The 17606-nt window shown below is 73.1% G+C and carries 8 protein-coding genes and 1 other RNA gene; 8 read left to right on the forward strand and 1 reads right to left on the reverse strand.

Annotated elements, in window-relative coordinates:
* Window positions 1-44 precede the first annotated feature (44 nt).
* Window positions 45-1241, forward strand: a complete 1197-nt coding sequence (locus BIV01_RS09245; protein ID WP_071302618.1) for an acetate/propionate family kinase — start codon at window positions 45-47, stop codon at window positions 1239-1241.
* Window positions 1242-1341: 100 nt separating this feature from the next.
* On the opposite strand, the gene BIV01_RS09250 is transcribed toward BIV01_RS09245, so the two are convergent.
* Window positions 1342-2016, reverse strand: a complete 675-nt coding sequence (locus tag BIV01_RS09250) for an SDR family oxidoreductase (RefSeq protein ID WP_071302619.1) — start codon at window positions 2014-2016, stop codon at window positions 1342-1344.
* Between the two features lie 37 nt (window positions 2017-2053).
* On the opposite strand from BIV01_RS09250, the gene ffs reads away from it, so the two are divergent.
* From ffs to BIV01_RS09285, 7 genes are all read left to right on the forward strand, one after another.
* Window positions 2054-2150, forward strand: an RNA gene (gene ffs, locus BIV01_RS09255) — signal recognition particle sRNA small type.
* A 310-nt stretch (window positions 2151-2460) separates the two neighbouring features.
* Complete coding sequence (locus BIV01_RS09260) at window positions 2461-9882, forward strand: choice-of-anchor G family protein (protein WP_175473678.1); 7422 nt, start codon at window positions 2461-2463, stop codon at window positions 9880-9882.
* 142 nt (window positions 9883-10024) lie between these two features.
* Complete coding sequence (locus BIV01_RS09265) at window positions 10025-12913, forward strand: DNA polymerase III subunit gamma and tau (RefSeq protein ID WP_071302621.1); 2889 nt, start codon at window positions 10025-10027, stop codon at window positions 12911-12913.
* Window positions 12913-13512 carry a recombination mediator RecR gene (gene recR, locus BIV01_RS09270; protein WP_070418402.1) on the forward strand — a complete coding sequence of 200 codons (600 nt, stop codon included), beginning with the start codon at window positions 12913-12915 and terminating at the stop codon, window positions 13510-13512. The genes BIV01_RS09265 and recR overlap by 1 nt, the downstream gene beginning before the upstream one ends.
* A 131-nt stretch (window positions 13513-13643) precedes the next feature.
* The gene (locus tag BIV01_RS09275; RefSeq protein WP_070418403.1) at window positions 13644-14909 is read left to right on the forward strand and encodes an aspartate kinase; all 1266 of its coding nucleotides are present in this window, start codon (window positions 13644-13646) and stop codon (window positions 14907-14909) included.
* Window positions 14910-14926: 17 nt separating this feature from the next.
* Window positions 14927-15979, forward strand: a complete 1053-nt coding sequence (locus BIV01_RS09280; protein ID WP_071302622.1) for an aspartate-semialdehyde dehydrogenase — start codon at window positions 14927-14929, stop codon at window positions 15977-15979.
* Window positions 15980-16072: 93 nt separating this feature from the next.
* A complete protein-coding gene (locus BIV01_RS09285) occupies window positions 16073-17560 on the forward strand; it encodes a malate:quinone oxidoreductase (protein ID WP_139199280.1) in 1488 nt (495 codons plus the stop codon).
* Window positions 17561-17606: the final 46 nt, after the last annotated feature.

The following is a 17606-nucleotide window of genomic DNA, read 5'->3' on the forward strand; positions in this document are numbered from 1 at the left end:
ACCCGCACCGCGCCTCCCGTCCGACCGAGAAAGTGACCCATCCCGTGACCGCAGCCCTCGTCGTGAACTCCGGATCGAGTTCGTTCAAGTACCAGCTCATCGAGCTCGAGGGGGAGCGCACGCTCGCCTCCGGGCTCGTCGAACGCATCGGCGAGTCGACGGGGGCGTGGAAGCACACCAACGCGCTCACGGGGGAGTCCTCGTCGAACGACTCGACCCCGGTGGCCGACCACGCGGCCGGCTTCCAGGCCATGATCGACGCCTTCGCGAAGGTCGGGCCGTCTTTCGACGAGCACCCGCCCGCCGTGGTCGGCCACCGCGTCGTGCACGGCGGCACCACCTTCGACCGGGCCACCGTGGTGACGGACGAGGTCGAGCGGCAGATCGAGGAGCTGAACAGCCTCGCGCCGCTGCACAACCCGGCGAACCTCGAGGGGATCCGCGCCGCGAAGCAGGTCTTCTCGGACGTGCCGCAGGTCGCCGTGTTCGACACCGCGTTCCACCAGACGATGCCGCCGCACGCCTACACGTACGCGATCCCGGCGGACCTCGCCGCGAAGTACGCGATCCGCCGCTACGGCATGCACGGGACGAGCCACAAGTACGTGTCCGAGCAGGCGGCAGACTTCCTCGGCCGTCCGCTCGCCGAGCTCAAGACGATCGTGCTGCACCTCGGCAACGGGGCGTCCGCCGCGGCGATCGACGGGGGACGCTCGATCGAGACCTCGATGGGGCTCACCCCGCTCGAGGGCCTCGTGATGGGCACCCGCTCCGGAGACCTCGACCCCGCGGTCCTCATCCACCTCCACCGCGAGGCCGGGCTCTCCTTCGACGAGCTCGACACCATGCTCAACAAGGAGTCCGGGCTGCTCGGCCTGACCGGCAACGGGGACATGCGCGACGTGCAGGACGCGGCGCTGCACGGCGACGAGGTGGCCGAGGCAGCGCTCGCCGTGTACCGGCACCGGATCCGTCGGTACGTCGGCGCCTACACGGCGCAGCTCGGCGGGCTGGACGCGGTGGTCTTCACCGCGGGGGTCGGCGAGAACAACGCGCTGCTGCGCCGGCGCGTGCTCGCCGGGCTCGAGCACCTGGGCATCGAGATCGATGCGGACCGCAACGAGTTGGCATCTCGGGAGGCGCGGCTCATCTCCACGGACACGTCGCGCGTCGCGGTGCTCGTGATCCCCACGAACGAGGAACTGGAGATCGCCCGGCAGTCGGCTGCGGTCGCGCTCTGACGCGCGGCGCCGCGATCGAACCACGAATCCGACGTCGAACCAGCATCGTCGCCCGGTTCGATGTCGGATCCGTGGTTCGACGCCGCTGCCGGGGTTGTCGTCAGCCGAGCGACGCGACCGCGGCGGGGATCGGGGTGTCGCCGCTCGTGACCTCGAACTGCACGCCGACCGCGGTGTCGTCGAGGAGCGCGTGGAGCACCACCGCCGCGACGTCCGAGCGCGGGATCGTGCCGCGGGGGACCGTGGCGCCGACGTCGACCGTGCCCTGGGGCGGCGTGTCGAGCAGACCCCCGGGTCGGACGATCGTCCAGCGGAGGCTCCGGGCCCGCAGGTTCGCGTCCGCCTCGGCCTTCGCGCGGAGGTACACCTGGAAGACGTCGGCCTCGGACCGGGCGGGCACGACCGCACGCTCCGGGTCGTACGAGTCCGCCGCCATCGCCGAGATCATCACGTAGCGGCGGATGCCGGCGCGCTCGGCCGCGTCCGCCAGGAGGATCGCCCCGTCCCGGTCGACCGAGAGCTTCCGCTCGGCGCCGCTCCCCGGACCGGCCCCGGCGGCGAACACCACCGCGTCGACCCCGCGGAGCCGGAGCCCGAGTTCGTCGTCGTCGAGCTGCTCGAGGTCCGCGACGATCGCCCGTCCGCCCTGCTGCTCCACGTCGGTGACGTGCGCGGGGTTGCGGACGATGGCGACGGCGTCGTGGCCGGCGTCGGTGATCTGGCGGGCGAGGAGGAGGGCGATCTGGCCGTGGCCTCCGGCGATGGCGATCTTCATGTGTCCGATCTTGCCCGTCGCGTCCGGTAGACTTCTCGGCGGCTCCTCACGTGACGCCATCCAGGCCAACTCCCCCAGGGCGGAAACGCAGCAAGGGTAACCGGGCTCTGGCGGGTGCGTGAGGAGTCTTTTCGTGCGCCCGGTGTCTCTTTCGTAACGGGTTGCGGACAGCAACCTGATCGTGTGCAAAGATCGCCCTCAGGAACCCCCAACCAGGGCTCCTGACCCTCCACCGCCTCACCAGCGGGGGAGTTCCGGATCAGGTGGCGAGCGCGCTCGCCAGGAAAAGAGACACGCATGCGCAGGCACGTGTCGCTGCGGGGTACCCGTGTACCCACGACGGCGGGCGACTGGACACGACGGATCTTCGGTGCTGGCGGCCGAGCTCGACGACGAGCATCGGACGATCGGCGTCTCCTCCTGCGCGGCGGCGTCATCGCCACGGTGACGGCGCTCCTCGCCGCCACCGTGGCGATCCAACCCGCTGCGGCTGCACAGACCGACGTCTCCGAGGCCGAGGGGCTCCTGCTCAGCGGCTCGGGCATCGTGGACGTCGACGGCATCGCCCAGCTCGGCGGCGCCTACTCCGCACGCGGTGCGACGACCGGCGGCGGGACGACGAACCAGCCGCTCAACGTCGAGGCCCTGAACACCGTGGGGGTGGACCTCGGCAACGACATCGACCTGCTCGGGGCGAACGGCATCCTCACCCTCGGGGTGGCCGGCCAGTACGCGACGACCTCGGCGAACGGTGCGACGGCGTCCTCCGGCCTCCTGACGAACGACGGCGGCATCGGCGTCGGGACCGGGATCGGCACCGGGGCGTCGACGCTCGACCTCAACCCGCTCTTCAGCCGGGTCGGTGCCGACACGACGGTGCTCTCGAACGCGCAGCTGCGTGTCGGGGCGCTCGCCTCGACCCTGTCCGCGACGCGCGGCGCGACGGTCAGCACCACGAGCGACTACCGGATCGCCGGAGCCGACCTCACGCTGACGAGCCCCGCCGTCCAGGGGCTGACGACCTCGCTCCGCGACGAGCTCCGCACGGTGTCGGGTTCGGTGAACGGCGTCTTCGGCACCGGGGGAGCGCTGCAGGGCACCACCGCAGCGGTGTCCGGCCAGATCCAGACGCTCCTCCGCCAGGCGCTGCTCGGCACGGTGAACGTGAGCGGCACCACCATCACCGCGAACGTGAACCTCAACCTCGACGGCACCCTCACCCAGGTCCTCCAGCAGCCGCTGACGGACGGCGCCGTGACGATCGTCCCGGCGACCGGCACGATCACGGTGGACCTCGACAAGCTCACGGCCCTCAACGGCCAGCCCGCGAACACCCCGGTGCTGACGACGGTCGCCGTGAACTCGATCAACCAGAGCATCGCCACGATCCTCGGCACGCAGCTGCCCACCACGCTGCAGACGGCGGTCGTCAACACGATCAACTCCACCGCGGTGCGCGTGAACATCGCCACCAACGCCACCGTCCTCGGGCAGTCGGCGGCCGCGATCGGTCTGCAGGTCGACACGACCCTCGGCGCGCTGGCCGGCACCGCGACGGCGAACCCGACCGTCACCGCATCGGGGAGTCTCGTCGGCCTGCCGCTGCCCCTCGGCACCGTGCTCGCGCCGGTCGTCTCCGGCATCGTCGTCCCGACCCTGCAGACCGCGCTCCGGCCGATCATCGGCGGGACCGCCCTCACGCAGCTCGGCACCACCCTGACCACCACGACCACAGCCGTGGCGACGCTGCTGTCGCCGGTCGTCCTGCTCCTCCGCCAGGTCGTCGACCTCACCGTCAACGCGCAGGACACCACGACCGGGTTCCGCGACGGCCGCGGGTACGACCCCGGCTCGCGGAGCGTGCACGCCCTGCGGCTGTCGATCCTGCCGGGGGCGAACGTCGCCACCGTCGACCTCGCCACGTCGACCGTGCGGGCCTCGGCCTTCGTCGCGCCGACGATCACGGCCCCGACCGCGAACCAGGTGTTCAGCGTGCCGACGGCGTCCTCCACCCGCAGCGTCACCGTCAGCGGCGCCGGCGAACCCGGAGCCACGATCGCCGTGACCCTCGGCGGCGGCCGGACGGGCACCGCGACCGTGGCGGCCAACGGGACGTGGAGCACCTCGGTGGCGAACGTGCCCACCGGCTCGTACACGGCGACCGCGACCCAGACCGTCGGGGGAGAAGCGGCGGGCTCGGCCACGCAGCAGTTCTCCGTCGTCGCGCAGCAGGCCCTGACCATCTCGACGCCGACCGCGGGGCAGACCTTCACGACCACCGGCACCACCGCGCCGGTGACCCTGACCGGCACCGCGACCGCGAACGCCCGCATCGACGTCGACCTCGGCGGCGGCCTCACCGCGACCGGCACGGCGAACGCGAGCGGCGCGTGGAGCATCACGGTGCCGAACGTCCCGATCGGCGAACCGACCGCGAGCGTGACGCAGACCGTCGGGGACACCACCTCGGCGCCCGTGACGCGGGCCTTCCGGGTCGTCGCCGCAGCCGGCCTCACGGTCGACAGCCCGACGGCCGGCCAGGACTTCCCGCTCGCCGGAACCACCCGCGACGTGCCGTTCTCCGGTTCGGCGCAGCCCGGCGCCCGGGTCGACGTCGACCTCGGTGGCGGCCGCACGGCCACGACCACAGCGAACGCCGGCGGTACCTGGTCGACGACGGTGGCGGGTGTCCCCGCGGGGTCGTACTCCGCCCAGGTGACGCAGACCGTCGGGTCCTCGACGAGTGCCCCCGTGACACGTGCCTTCACGGTCACGGCCGCCCCGGCGCTGACGATCGACGCACCCGAGGACGGCAGCACGATCACCGTCGCGGACCCGACCTCGACCACGCCCGTCACGGTGTCCGGCACCGCCGCACCGAACGCGCAGGTCACGGTCGGCATCGGCGGGTCCTTCACCGCGACGGTGACCGCGACCGGCGGCGGCGACTGGGAGGCGACCTTCCAGGGCGTCCCGGTCGGCGACCGAACCGCGACCGCGCGGCAGACCGTGGGCGGGACGACCTCCGGCCCCGTGACGAGCGACTTCACCGTCGCCGCCGGTGACCCGATCGCGATCACCGCCCCGGCACCCGGTGCCACCGTCACCGTGCTCGACGCGGACACGACGACCGACCTCGACGTGACCGGCACCGCCGAGCCCGGCGCCGACGTCGCGATCTCGCTCGGCGGCGGGCTGACCGCCACCGCGACCGCGAACGGCGACGGGGACTGGACCGCCACGGTCCAGGACGTCCCGGTCGGCCGGTACACGATCCAGGCGACGCAGACCGTGGGCGGGACCACCTCGCCGGCGGTCCGCCAGGTCGTGACGGTCGTCGCCGGCGCGGCGCTCGCCGTGACCTCGCCGACCCAGGACAGCACGACCGACGTCGCGACCGACGACTCGACGATCGACGTCCTCGTCTCGGGCACCGCGCAGCCGGGCGCCGGCATCAGCGTCGTCCTCGACGGGACGGGCGACCCGGTCACCACGACCGCCGGCGACGACGGTGCGTGGTCGGTGACGCTGCCGGACGTCGGCACGGGCGACCACACCGCGAGCGTCACGCAGACGGTCGGCGGGCAGACGTCCGCAGCCGTCGACCGGGACTTCGCGATCGCGGTCGGCGACGACCTGGTGATCGAGTCACCGACGGACGCGCAGGAGGTCCCCGCGGGAGCGGGCGGCCAGATCGGCGTCGTCGTGCGCGGCACCGCCGAGCCGGGTGCGAGCGTGCGGGTCACGGTCGACGACGGCGACCCGGTCGACGTGGTCGCCGACGGCTCCGGCAACTGGGCGACCGACCCGACGCAGCTCGGCATCGGCGACCACACCGTCACCGCCGTGCAGACCGTGAACGGCACGACCGGACCCACGGTGACCCGCGACTTCACCGTCGTGCCGGGGACTGCCGTCGCGATCGACTCGCCGGCCGTCGGTTCGCGCGTCGTCGTCGTCGACGGCGACTCGACCGCGACCGTCCCGATCTCCGGCACCTCGGAGCCGGACGCGGACATCACGGTCTCGCTCGGCCCGGACACGCAGTTCACCACCACGGCCGACGGCGACGGCGTGTGGAGCGTCGACGCCACCGGTCTCGCACCCACCGGCACGTACACGGTGAACGCGAGCCAGAGCGTCGAGGGCGTGGTCACCACCGCGATCCCGACCACGTTCCAGGTCGTCACGGCCGCGCAGCTCGCGATCACCACCCCCGGCACGGCGCCGATCACGGTCGCGGGCGACGACGTCCGACGTGACGTGACGGTCTCCGGCACCGGCCAGCCCGGCGCCGCGGTGACCGCGAGCACGACCGGCGAGGACGACCAGCGGACGACGGTCGCCCCGGACGGCACCTGGTCGGTGACCTTCCCGGACCTCGCCGTCGGCGAGCACCCGGTGTCGGTGACGCAGACGCTGCCCGGCACGGTCTCGTCCCCGGCGGTCTCCGACCCGGCGACGCGCACCGTCACGATCGAGGCCGCGGACGCGGTCACGGTGACGACCCCGGCCGCCGACGCCGTGCTGCTCGTCCCGGACGCCGACGCGACGCGTGACGTCACGGTCACCGGGACGGCCGAGCCGAACGCTCCGGTCACGGTGCGACTCGGCGACGACGAGGCGACCACCACCGCGGACGGCGACGGCGACTGGACCGTCACGTTCGGCGGGGTCGGTGTCGGTGACCCGACGCTCACCGCGACCCAGACGGTCGGCGGGACCAGCGCCTCCAGTCCGGCACAGACCGTCACCGTCCGTGCCGGGACCGCGCTCTCCCTGACCGCTCCGACGAACGGCGCCGTCCTGACGGTCGCCGACGCGGCCGGCACGGCCGACGTGCGGGCCGCGGGACGGGCACAGGGCGGGGCCACCGTCACGGTGACGCTGTCGAACGGCGACTCCGACGAGGTGACCGCCGCTGCCGACGGCGCCTGGGAGACGACGTTCGCGGACGTCCCGGTCGGCGACTACACGGTCCGCGCGACGCAGGTCGTCGGCGGGCAGACGTCGGCACCCGTCACCGCGGCGGTGTCGGTCCGCGCCGGTGCGCCGCTCACGGTGACGACCCCGGCCGGGGCCACCTCCGTGACGGTGGCCGACGACGACGCCACGACCGACGTGCGGTTCGCCGGCACCGGCCAGCCCGGGGCGACCGTCACGGTCGACCTCGGTGACGGCGGGACCGCGACGGCACGGGTCGACGACGACGGGGACTGGGCCACGACGGTCGAGGACGTGCCCACCGGTTCGTGGACGGCGGAGGTCACCCAGGCCGTGAACGGGACGACGAGCGCGGCGGTCGCACGACCGGTGTCCGTCGTCGCCGCGGCCGACCTGACCGTCCGCCAGCCCGGCGAGGACCCGATCACCGTCGCGGACGGCGACGCCACCACCACGGTGACGATCGCCGGTGACGCCCAGCCGGGCGCCACCGTCACGGTCACCGTCGACGACCGCGACCCCGTCGAGGTCACCGCCGGTGACGACGGCGCGTGGAGCGTCGACGTGCCGGACCTCGGCGTCGGCACGCACGACGTCAGCGTCACGCAGACGGTCGACGGGTCCACGTCCACCACCCCGGTCGAGTCGGCCTTCGAGATCGAGGCCGGAGCCCCGGTCGAGATCGCCGAACCGACGGCAGGCCAGGAGTACACCGTCGCCGGCGAGGGCGCGACCACCACGGTCGACGTCAGCGGGACGGCGGAGCCCGGTGCGACCGTCGTGGTCGACCTCGGCGGCGGACGCAGCGAGTCCACCACCGCGGACACCGACGGCGACTGGAGCGTCTCGGTGCCCGACGTGCCCGCGGGCACCCCGACGGTCAGCGTCACGCAGCGGATCGGTGACACCGTCTCCGCCCCGGTCACCGTCGGCGTCCGGGTGCTCGTCGCGGACCCGATCACGATCGCCACCCCGGCGAACGGGTCGACCGTGCGCGTCGCGCAGCAGGACTCGATCGCGACCGTGACCGCGAACGGCGCCGCAGAGCCGCTGGCCACCGTCCGGGTGGCGGTCGACGGGGGCGACCCCCGGACCGTGACGGCGACCGCCGCCGGCACCTGGTCGGTCGACCTCGAGGGCCTCGGCACCGGCGAGCACACCGTCCGTGCCACCCAGACGGTCGCGGGATCGACCTCGGCGCCGGTCTCGACGACCTTCACGGTCGCCGCGGGTGCAGCGCTGACCGTCGACACGCCGGCGGACGGCGACACCGTGACCGTGCCGGCCGGCACCACGACCGCGAGCGTCCCGGTCAGCGGCCAGGGGCAGCCCGGCGGCACCGTGCGGATCGTGACCGACGACGGCGACCCCGTCCAGGTCCCGGTCGGCCCGGACGGCCGCTGGTCGACCGAGCTCACCGGTCTCGACGCCGGCGACCACACGATCGTCGTCACGCAGGTCGTGAACGGCACGACGTCGTCGCCGATCGAGCGCGACCTGACGGTGGAGGTCGCCGCGGTGGACGCGATCGTCGTCACCTCCCCGGAGAACGGCACCGCCTACCGCGTGCTCGGCGGCACCACGGACGTCCGGGTCACCGGTGTCTCCGCCCCGAACGCGGCCGTCTCGGTCCGCGTCGACGGCGGGACCCCGGTCACGACGACGGCGGACGGCGACGGCGAGTGGGCCGTCACCGTGCCGGACGTCGGCACCGGCCCGCACACGATCGCCGCCGCGCAGACGGTCGGTGGGACGACGACGAACGCCCCGCAGGTCGGGTTCTCCGTCGCCGCGGCCGCACCGGTCCGGGTCACCAGCCCGACCGACGGCCAGGTCGTCCCGACCACCGGTGCCACGACGTCGATCCCGGTCAGCGGCACCGCCGAGCCGGGCGCCACGGTCTCCGTCGACATCGACGGCCGGACCGCGACGACGACCGCGGGTGGAGACGGTTCGTGGACCGTCACCGTCACCCGGGTCCCACCGGGCACCCACACCGTGTCGGTCACCGAGACCGTCGGCGGCGTGACCTCCGACCCGGTGACGAGCACCGTGCGGGTCGTGGTCGCCCAGCCGACCGACGTGACCATCACGAGCCCGGTCCCCGGCCAGCTCATCCCCGCGACGGGCACCGGTGACACCGGCAGCTTCACAGTGACCGGGCACGCCACACCGGGAGCGCTCGTCACGGTGCGCCTGTCGAACGGGCAGGTCCGCACCACGACCGCGGACGCCGACGGCGACTGGAGCGTCACGTTCGACCGCGTCCCCGAGGGGGAGTGGACCATCGAGGCGTCGCAGTCCGTGAACGGCACGACGACGGTCTCGCAGCCGGTCCCGATCGTGGTCGACGCGGTGGAGCCGCTCGCGGTCACCTCGCCCACGCCGGGCGCGCACCAGACGGCTTCGGCCGCCGGGACCGTCGACTGGCGGGTCACCGGGACCGCCGAGCCGGGAGCGACCGTCACGGTCGTCGCCGACGACGGCACGCCCGTCACGACGACGGCGGCCGAGGACGGCACCTGGTCGGTCGTCCTGCGACTCGCGGTGGGGCAGCACACCATCCACGTGACGCAGACGGTGGCGGGTGCGACGTCGGCCGTGCAGTCGGTCGCGGTCGTGGTCGACGCCGCGGTGCCGGGTGGCCCCGGAACGCCTGGGACACCCGGGACGCCCGGGACGCCCGGGACGCCCGGGACGCCCGGGACGCCCGGGACGCCCGGGACGCCGGGCGCGCCCGGGGCCGGCGGCAACGCGTCCGGGAACGGGAGCGGGACCGGTTCCGGGTCCGGTGGGCTCGCCTTCACCGGCGCCGACGTGGCCCCGCTCGCCGGGGCAGCGGGTGGCCTGGTGGTGCTCGGCTTCCTCCTGCTGGGCCTGTCGCGGCTCGCCCGCGGCCTCCGCCGCCGCGGACGCGTCTGAGTCCGTCGCACGCACGAACCGCGCCTCCCGTCCCGTCGTCTGCACGGACGGGAGGCGCGGTTCGTCACGTGCCCGCCGCCCACTTCTCACAGGTGGTCCGGTCCGACCATCGGGTGTCGGTCGTCCCGGCTACCCTTGGGGCGTGGTCACCGCCCTGTATCGCCGTTACCGGCCCGAGAACTTCGCCGAGCTGATCGGACAGTCGCAGGTCACCGATCCCCTCCGGACGGCCCTGCGCACGAACCGGGTCAACCACGCCTACCTGTTCAGCGGCCCGCGCGGCTGCGGCAAGACGACGTCCGCGCGCATCCTCGCGCGCTGCCTGAACTGCGCCGAGGGCCCCACCGACACCCCGTGCGGCGTCTGCCCGAGCTGCGTCGAACTGGCACGCGGCGGCGGGGGATCGCTCGACGTGATCGAGATCGACGCCGCCAGCCACAACGGCGTCGACGACGCCCGTGACCTGCGCGACCGCGCCGTGTTCGCCCCGGCACGCGACCGCTACAAGATCTTCATCCTCGACGAGGCGCACATGGTGACGCCGCAGGGCTTCAACGCGCTGCTCAAGCTGGTCGAGGAGCCGCCGGAGCACGTCAAGTTCATCTTCGCGACGACCGAGCCCGAGAAGGTCATCGGCACGATCCGCTCGCGCACCCACCACTACCCGTTCCGCCTCGTCCCGCCGGCCGCGATGCTCGAGTACGTCGAGCAGCTCTGCCAGCAGGAATCGGTCTCGGTCGCGCCCGGCGTGCTGCCCCTGGTCGTCCGCGCCGGCGGCGGTTCCGTCCGTGACACCCTGTCCCTGCTCGACCAGCTCATGGCCGGCAGCGAGTACGGGGCGATCGCGTACGAGCGGGCCGTCGCGCTCCTCGGCTACACCGACGCCGCACTGCTCGACGACGTGGTCGACGCGCTCGCCGTGGCCGACCCGGCATCGGCGTTCGCCGCCATCGACCGGGTCGTGCAGACCGGGCAGGATCCTCGTCGCTTCGTCGAGGACCTCCTCGAGCGCCTCCGTGACCTCATCGTCGTGGCCGCGACCAACGAGAGCGCCGCGGCCGTCCTCCGGGGCGTCTCACCGGAAGAGCTCGACACGATGACCCGGCAGGCCGGCGTCTTCGGTGCGACCGGGCTCTCGCGTGCGGCGGACATCGCGAACCGTGCGCTGACGGACATGACCGGGGCGACCTCGCCGCGGCTGCACCTCGAACTCATGACCGCGCGGATGCTCGTGCCCGAGGCCGACGACACCCAGCGCGGTGCCCTCGCCCGGGTCGAGCGACTCGAGCGACGCATCGGTGTCGGGGACGCCGGCGGGCACCAGGCCGGGCCGGAGTCGCTCCCGGCCGCGGGGTCGACCACCGCCCCCGCGCCGAGCACGCAGCCGGCCGCACCCGCTCCTCGGGCGGCCCAGGCCCCCGCGGCTCCCGCCCAGACCCAGACCCAGGCCCAGACGCCGGCTCCTGCTCCGGCCACCGCCGAACCGGCCGCCACCCCGGCCCCGACGTCGACCGACCCCGGTGCCACCGCTCGGGATGCCGCTGCCTCGTGGGCCGCCGCGGTGCCGAGTGCACCCGAGGCGCCGTCGAACGGACCCGGGTCCACGCCGACGCCCGCCGCGGGCGCTGCGAACGCGTCCTCGACCGGCCAGGGCGCGGCTGCGGGCGACGAGCCGGCCGTGCGTCCCATCGGCGCGGTCGGGTTCCAGCAGCTCCGCGACTCCTGGCCGCAGATCGTCGAGCACGTCCAGCGGCAGAAGCGTTCGGCGTGGTCCGTGGTCGTCACGGCGCAGGTCACGGCGCTGCGCGACGACGTCCTCACCCTCACGTTCCCGAGCCAGCAGGACGTCGCCTCGTTCAAGGAGATGTCCGACCCGAACGCCAGCGTCAGCGAGCTCCTGCGGGCAGCGATCGTCGACGTGCTCGGGCTCCGTGTGAAGTTCGTCGCCCGTGGTCCCGGTGGGCCGGGGCAGCAGCGACCGCCGCAGCAGCCCGGGGCCCAGCCGCCGCAGGGGGCCGCGCAGCCGACGCCGAGTGCCGCGCCTGCCCCTGACGCTGCGGGTGCTGCCGGTGCTGCGGGGGCTGCACGGCCCGGTGCCGACCGGTCCGCCGAGACGGCTCCGGCCGCTCCCGCGCGTCCGGAGCCGACGACGTCCGAGCCGCACGGGTCCGCCGAGCAGCCGGCGGCGGGGAACTCCGCCGACCGGTCCGCTGCCCCGGAGTCCGGCGGGGGAGCATCCGCCACCGGAGCATCCTCGGCGGCCGAGTCCGCCGCGCGCGAGACGGCAGCGTCGGAGCACGCGGCACCGGCACCGGCACCGGCTCCGGCACGGCCGGACGCGGCGCCCGCGCAGGGAGACCAGCGCCCGACGCAGTCCCGCCCTGCACCCGCCCCCGCCTCGGAGCCCACCGGCGCCCCGGAGCCCGCCCCCGCCTCGGAGCCCACCGGCGCCCCGGTCACCGAATGGGCCGTCGCCACGATCCCCGCCGCGGATCCCACCGCCGGGGCCGAGCGCTCGTGGTCGGCACCGTTCGGCACCACCGACACCGGTGAGCCCGTCGCTCCCGTCCCGACCACGTCCGACCCGACGGTGGACGCGGCCCTCGCGGCACAGCTGCGCCCCGCGTCCTCGCTGGGCACCCCCGCACCGCAGGCGACCCCGTCGACGCAGGCCGCGCCTCCCGGCAGTCCGGACACCGACGTCGACCGTGGCCCGGGCGCCGCACCGTCCACCGGTCCGGCCGCCGCACCGGGCGGCAGCCCGGACGTCCCCGTCGACGACTACCCGCTCGACGACGACCCGTACGGCGACGGCGACCCCTACCCGGACTCGCAGCACTCCGCCGCACCGCAGCAGCCCGCCGCCCCCGCGCCGAGCCAGCAGCGCCCGGCGCCGGCCCAGCGCCCCGCCGCACCCGCCCCGCAGGTCCGCCGGACCCCCGTCGCGGGCCGCTACGGCGAGGCCGTCGTCCGTGAGATCCTGAACGCCCAGTTCATCGAGGAGACCTCCCTCCACGAGGAAGGCGCCTGATGTACGACGGCATCGTGCAGGACCTCATCGACGAGTTCGGTCGCCTCCCCGGCATCGGACCGAAGTCGGCGCAGCGCATCGCGTTCCACATCCTCCAGACCGAGTCGTTCGACCCCACCCGGCTGTCCGAGCTCCTGGCGGACGTCAAGGAGCGGGTCCGCTTCTGCGAGATCTGCGGCAACGTCACCGAGAACGTGCAGTGCAGCATCTGCCGTGACCCGCGTCGGTCGCCGGCGGTCATCTGCGTCGTCGAAGAGGCGAAGGACGTCGCCGCGATCGAACGGACGCGCGAGTTCCGCGGGCTGTACCACGTGCTCGGCGGCGCGATCAGCCCGATCGACGGCATCGGCCCGGACGACCTGCGCATCCAGCAGCTCATGACGCGACTGGCGGACGGCACGGTGGACGAGGTCATCATCGCCACCGACCCCAACCTCGAGGGCGAGGCCACGGCGACGTACCTCAGCCGACTGCTCGTCCCGATGGGCATCCGCACGACCCGCCTGGCGTCCGGGCTGCCCGTCGGCGGCGACCTCGAGTACGCCGACGAGGTCACGCTCGGCCGCGCGTTCGAGGGCCGTCGGGTCGTCGGCGGCTGACCTGCCGGAGCCGAGCAGCGCGCAGGATCCTTGCGTCTGCACCGGCTCTGACGCAACATCCTCGAAACACCGACTACCATCATGAGACCGCGTGACAGTCGCGGAACCGTCGTCCCCGGGAGTACCAACCAGTGGCCTTGATCGTGCAGAAGTTCGGTGGATCGTCCGTCGCGGACGCCGAGAGCATCAAGCGCGTGGCGAAGCGGATCGTCCAGACGAAGAAGGCCGGCAACGACGTCGTCGTGGCCGTCTCGGCGATGGGCGACACCACCGACGAGCTCGTCGACCTCGCGCACTCCGTGACGCCGATCCCCGCCGGACGTGAACTCGACATGCTCCTCACCGCGGGGGAGCGCATCTCGATGGCGCTCCTGGCGATGGCGATCAAGAGCCTCGGGGTCGAGGCGTCGTCGTACACGGGCAGTCAGGCCGGCATGCTCACCGACGCCCAGCACGGCAAGGCCCGCATCGTCGACGTCACCCCGAAGCGCGTGCGCGAGGCACTCGACGCCGGGCACGTCGCGATCGTCGCCGGGTTCCAGGGCTTCAACCGCACGACCGGCGAGATCACCACGCTCGGCCGCGGCGGTTCGGACACGACGGCCGTCGCCCTCGCCGCGGCGCTCGACGCCGACATCTGCGAGATCTACACCGACGTGGACGGCATCTTCACCGCCGACCCGCGCGTGGTGCCGAAGGCCAAGAAGGTCGACCGCATCACCAGCGAGGAGATGCTCGAACTCGCAGCCTCCGGTGCGAAGGTCCTCTACATCCGTGCCGTCGAGTACGCCCGTCGGCACGGCGTCACCCTGCACGTCCGCTCCTCCTTCAGCAACGCCGAGGGAACCATCGTCTACAACCCTGCAGAGGGGGAAACCGTGGAAGAACCGATCATCACCGGCATCGCCGGAGACCTCTCCGAGGGCAAGATCACCGTCGTCGGCGTGCCCGACACCCCGGGCAAGGCGGCGGAGATCTTCACGATCGTCGCCCGCGCCGGTGCGAACATCGACATGATCGTGCAGAACGTGTCCGAGGCCGTCACCGGGCGGACCGACATCTCGTTCACGCTGCCGAAGGACCAGGGCCAGGGCGTCCTGACCGCGCTCGAGGTCGCGAAGGCCGACATCGGCTACGAGGGCATCCAGTACGACGACCAGATCGGCAAGCTCGCCCTGGTCGGCGCCGGCATGCGCACGAACGCGGGCGTCTCGGCGGCGCTCTTCCGCGCCCTGCACGAGGCGTCGATCAACATCGAGATGATCTCCACGTCGGAGATCCGCATCTCGGTCGTCACCCGTGCCGACACCCTCAACGAGGCCATGCGCGTGGTGCACAACGCGTTCGGCCTCGACGCCGACTCCGAGGCCGTCGTCTACGCCGGCACCGGCCGCTGACCCGTCAGGAGCACCGCATGAGCACCCTCACCGTCGCCGTCGTCGGCGCCACCGGCCAGGTCGGCGCCGTGATGCGCCGCCTGCTCGAGGAACGCGCGTTCCCGGCCGAGCACGTCCGGTTCTTCGCGAGCGCCCGGTCCGCCGGCACCACGCTGCCGTTCCGCGGCGAGCAGATCGTCGTCGAGGACTCCGAGACCGCCGACCCGTCGGGCATCGACATCGCGCTGTTCTCGGCCGGTGCCACCGCCTCGCGGGCACTCGCGCCGAAGTTCGCCGCCGCGGGCGCCCTCGTCGTCGACAACTCCAGCGCCTGGCGCATGGACCCGGACGTCCCCCTCGTCGTGAGCGAGGTGAACCCGCACGCCATCGACGATGCGCCGAAGGGCATCATCGCGAACCCGAACTGCACGACGATGGCGATCATGCCGGTCCTCAAGGTGCTCGACACCGAGGCCGGCCTCCGTCGCCTCGTCGCCACCACCTACCAGGCGGTCTCGGGTTCCGGGCTCGCCGGCGTCGAGGAGCTGCTCGGCCAGGCGCGGGCAGCGCTCGAGCAGGACACCGCGGCGCTCACGCACGACGGCTCCGCCGTGACCTTCCCCGACCCGGTCAAGTACGTCCGCCCGATCGCGTTCGACGTCATCCCGCTCGCGGGCAGCATCGTCGACGACGGGCTGGGCGAGACCGACGAGGAGAAGAAGCTCCGCAACGAGAGCCGGAAGATCCTCGAGCTGCCCGATCTGCTCGTCGCCGGGACGTGCGTCCGCGTGCCCGTCTTCACGGGCCACTCCATCTCGGTCAACGCCGAGTTCGAGCGCCCGCTGTCGCCCGAGCGTGCGACCGAGATCCTCGCCGACGCACCCGGGGTCGAGCTCGCCGACGTCCCGACGCCGCTGCAGGCCGCCGGGCAGGACCCGTCCTTCGTCGGCCGCATCCGCGCGGACCAGTCCGCGCCAGAGGGACACGGCCTCGCGCTCTTCGTCAGCAACGACAACCTCCGCAAGGGCGCCGCGCTGAACGCGGTGCAGATCGCCGAGGCGATCGTCGCGCGCCGGACGGTCGCCGCGTAACCCTGTGCGATCCAGGAGGCGCGGTGCCAGCTGGCACCGCGCCTCCTGGCGTTCCCGGCCCGGCTTGTCAGCCGACGCCGCTAGCATTGTCGGGTGGCAGTGAAGCAGGTGGACCCCATCGACGTCGTCCTGGTCGGGGGAGGGATCATGAGCGCCACCCTCGGCGCCATCATCCACCGGCTCGAACCCACCTGGAAGATCCGCGTCTACGAGCGCCTCGGCACCGTCGCGCAGGAGAGCTCGAACCCGTGGAACAACGCCGGGACGGGCCACTCCGCGCTCTGCGAGCTGAACTACACGCCGGAACTGTCGGACGGCCGTGTCGACATCAGCAAGGCCGTGACCGTCAACGAACAGTTCCAGGTCTCGCGCCAGTTCTGGGCCCACCTCGTCGAGACCGGTGACCTGCCGGAACCGTCGAACTTCATCAACCCCACGCCGCACATCTCGTTCGTGTGGGGTGCCGACAACGTCGAGTACATGCGCAAGCGGTACGAGGCGATGCAGGACCACCCGCTCTTCGCCGGGCTCGAGTTCTCCGACGACCCGCAGCAGATCCGGAAGTGGGCGCCCGCGCTCATCCCGGGTCGGAAGAAGGACCAGCCGATCGCGGCGACGTACTCCGCCGCCGGGTCCGACGTGGACTTCGGGTCGCTCACCCGGCAGCTCTTCGACCAGCTCGAGATCGACGGTGTCGAGTTCGAGCCGTCGCACCAGGTCACGAAGCTCACGCGTTCGACCGTCAGCGAGGGCTGGGTGCTCGACGTCCGCAACGAGATCGGTCGGTCGACCCAGCGCATCGCGGCGAAGTTCGTCTTCGTCGGCGCCGGGGGCGGGGCCCTCCACCTGCTGCAGAAGTCCGGCATCCCGGAGATCCGCGGGTACGGCGGGTTCCCGGTCTCCGGCGAGTTCCTCCGCACCGACGACCCCGAGGTCGTCCAGAAGCACTCGGCGAAGGTCTACGGCAAGGCCAGCGTCGGCGCACCGCCGATGTCCGTCCCGCACCTCGACACCCGGATCGTCGACGGCAACGCCTCGCTCATGTTCGGGCCGTACGCGGGCTTCAGCCCGAAGTTCCTCAAGCAGGGCTCGCTCTTCGACCTCGTGAAGTCGATCCGGCCGCACAACCTCCGGCCGATGCTGAGCGTCGCGTTCTCCAACTTCGACCTCGTGCGCTACCTGATCGGGCAGCTCCTCGCCTCGAAGCAGACGAAGTTCGACGCCCTGCGCGACTTCATGCCGAGCGCCGAGCCGGGCAACTGGCACCGGATCACCGCCGGACAGCGCGTGCAGGTCATCAAGCCCGACAAGGACAAGGGCGGCGTCCTGCAGTTCGGCACCGAGGTCATCACGTCGGCCGACGGCTCGATCGCCGGCCTGCTCGGTGCGAGCCCGGGGGCGTCCACCGCGGTGCCGATCATGCTCGGCCTGCTCCGGAAGTGCTTCCCGGACCGCTGGGACCGCTGGGAATCCGCGGTCCGCGTGATGGTGCCCACCTACGGGCAGGACCTCGGGTCCGACGCGGAGCTCGCCGACGCGACGCTCGAGCGCACGGCGAAGCTGCTCGGACTCCACCACTGAGTCGACCCCGCTTGCATGTCGTTCGAACGTGTGTTCGAATGACTGC

The sequence above is a fragment of the Curtobacterium sp. MCBA15_013 genome (assembly GCF_001865095.1).
GTDB lineage: Bacteria > Actinomycetota > Actinomycetes > Actinomycetales > Microbacteriaceae > Curtobacterium.

Bases quoted from the DNA above. Each gene is read 5' to 3' on its own strand.
- BIV01_RS09280 (WP_071302622.1), top strand. From the start codon at position 14,927: ATGAGCACCCTCACCGTCGCCGTCGTCGGCGCCACCGGCCAGGTCGGC.
- recR (WP_070418402.1), top strand. From the start codon at position 12,913: ATGTACGACGGCATCGTGCAGGACCTCATCGACGAGTTCGGTCGCCTC.
- BIV01_RS09250 (WP_071302619.1), bottom strand. From the start codon at position 2,016: ATGAAGATCGCCATCGCCGGAGGCCACGGCCAGATCGCCCTCCTCCTC.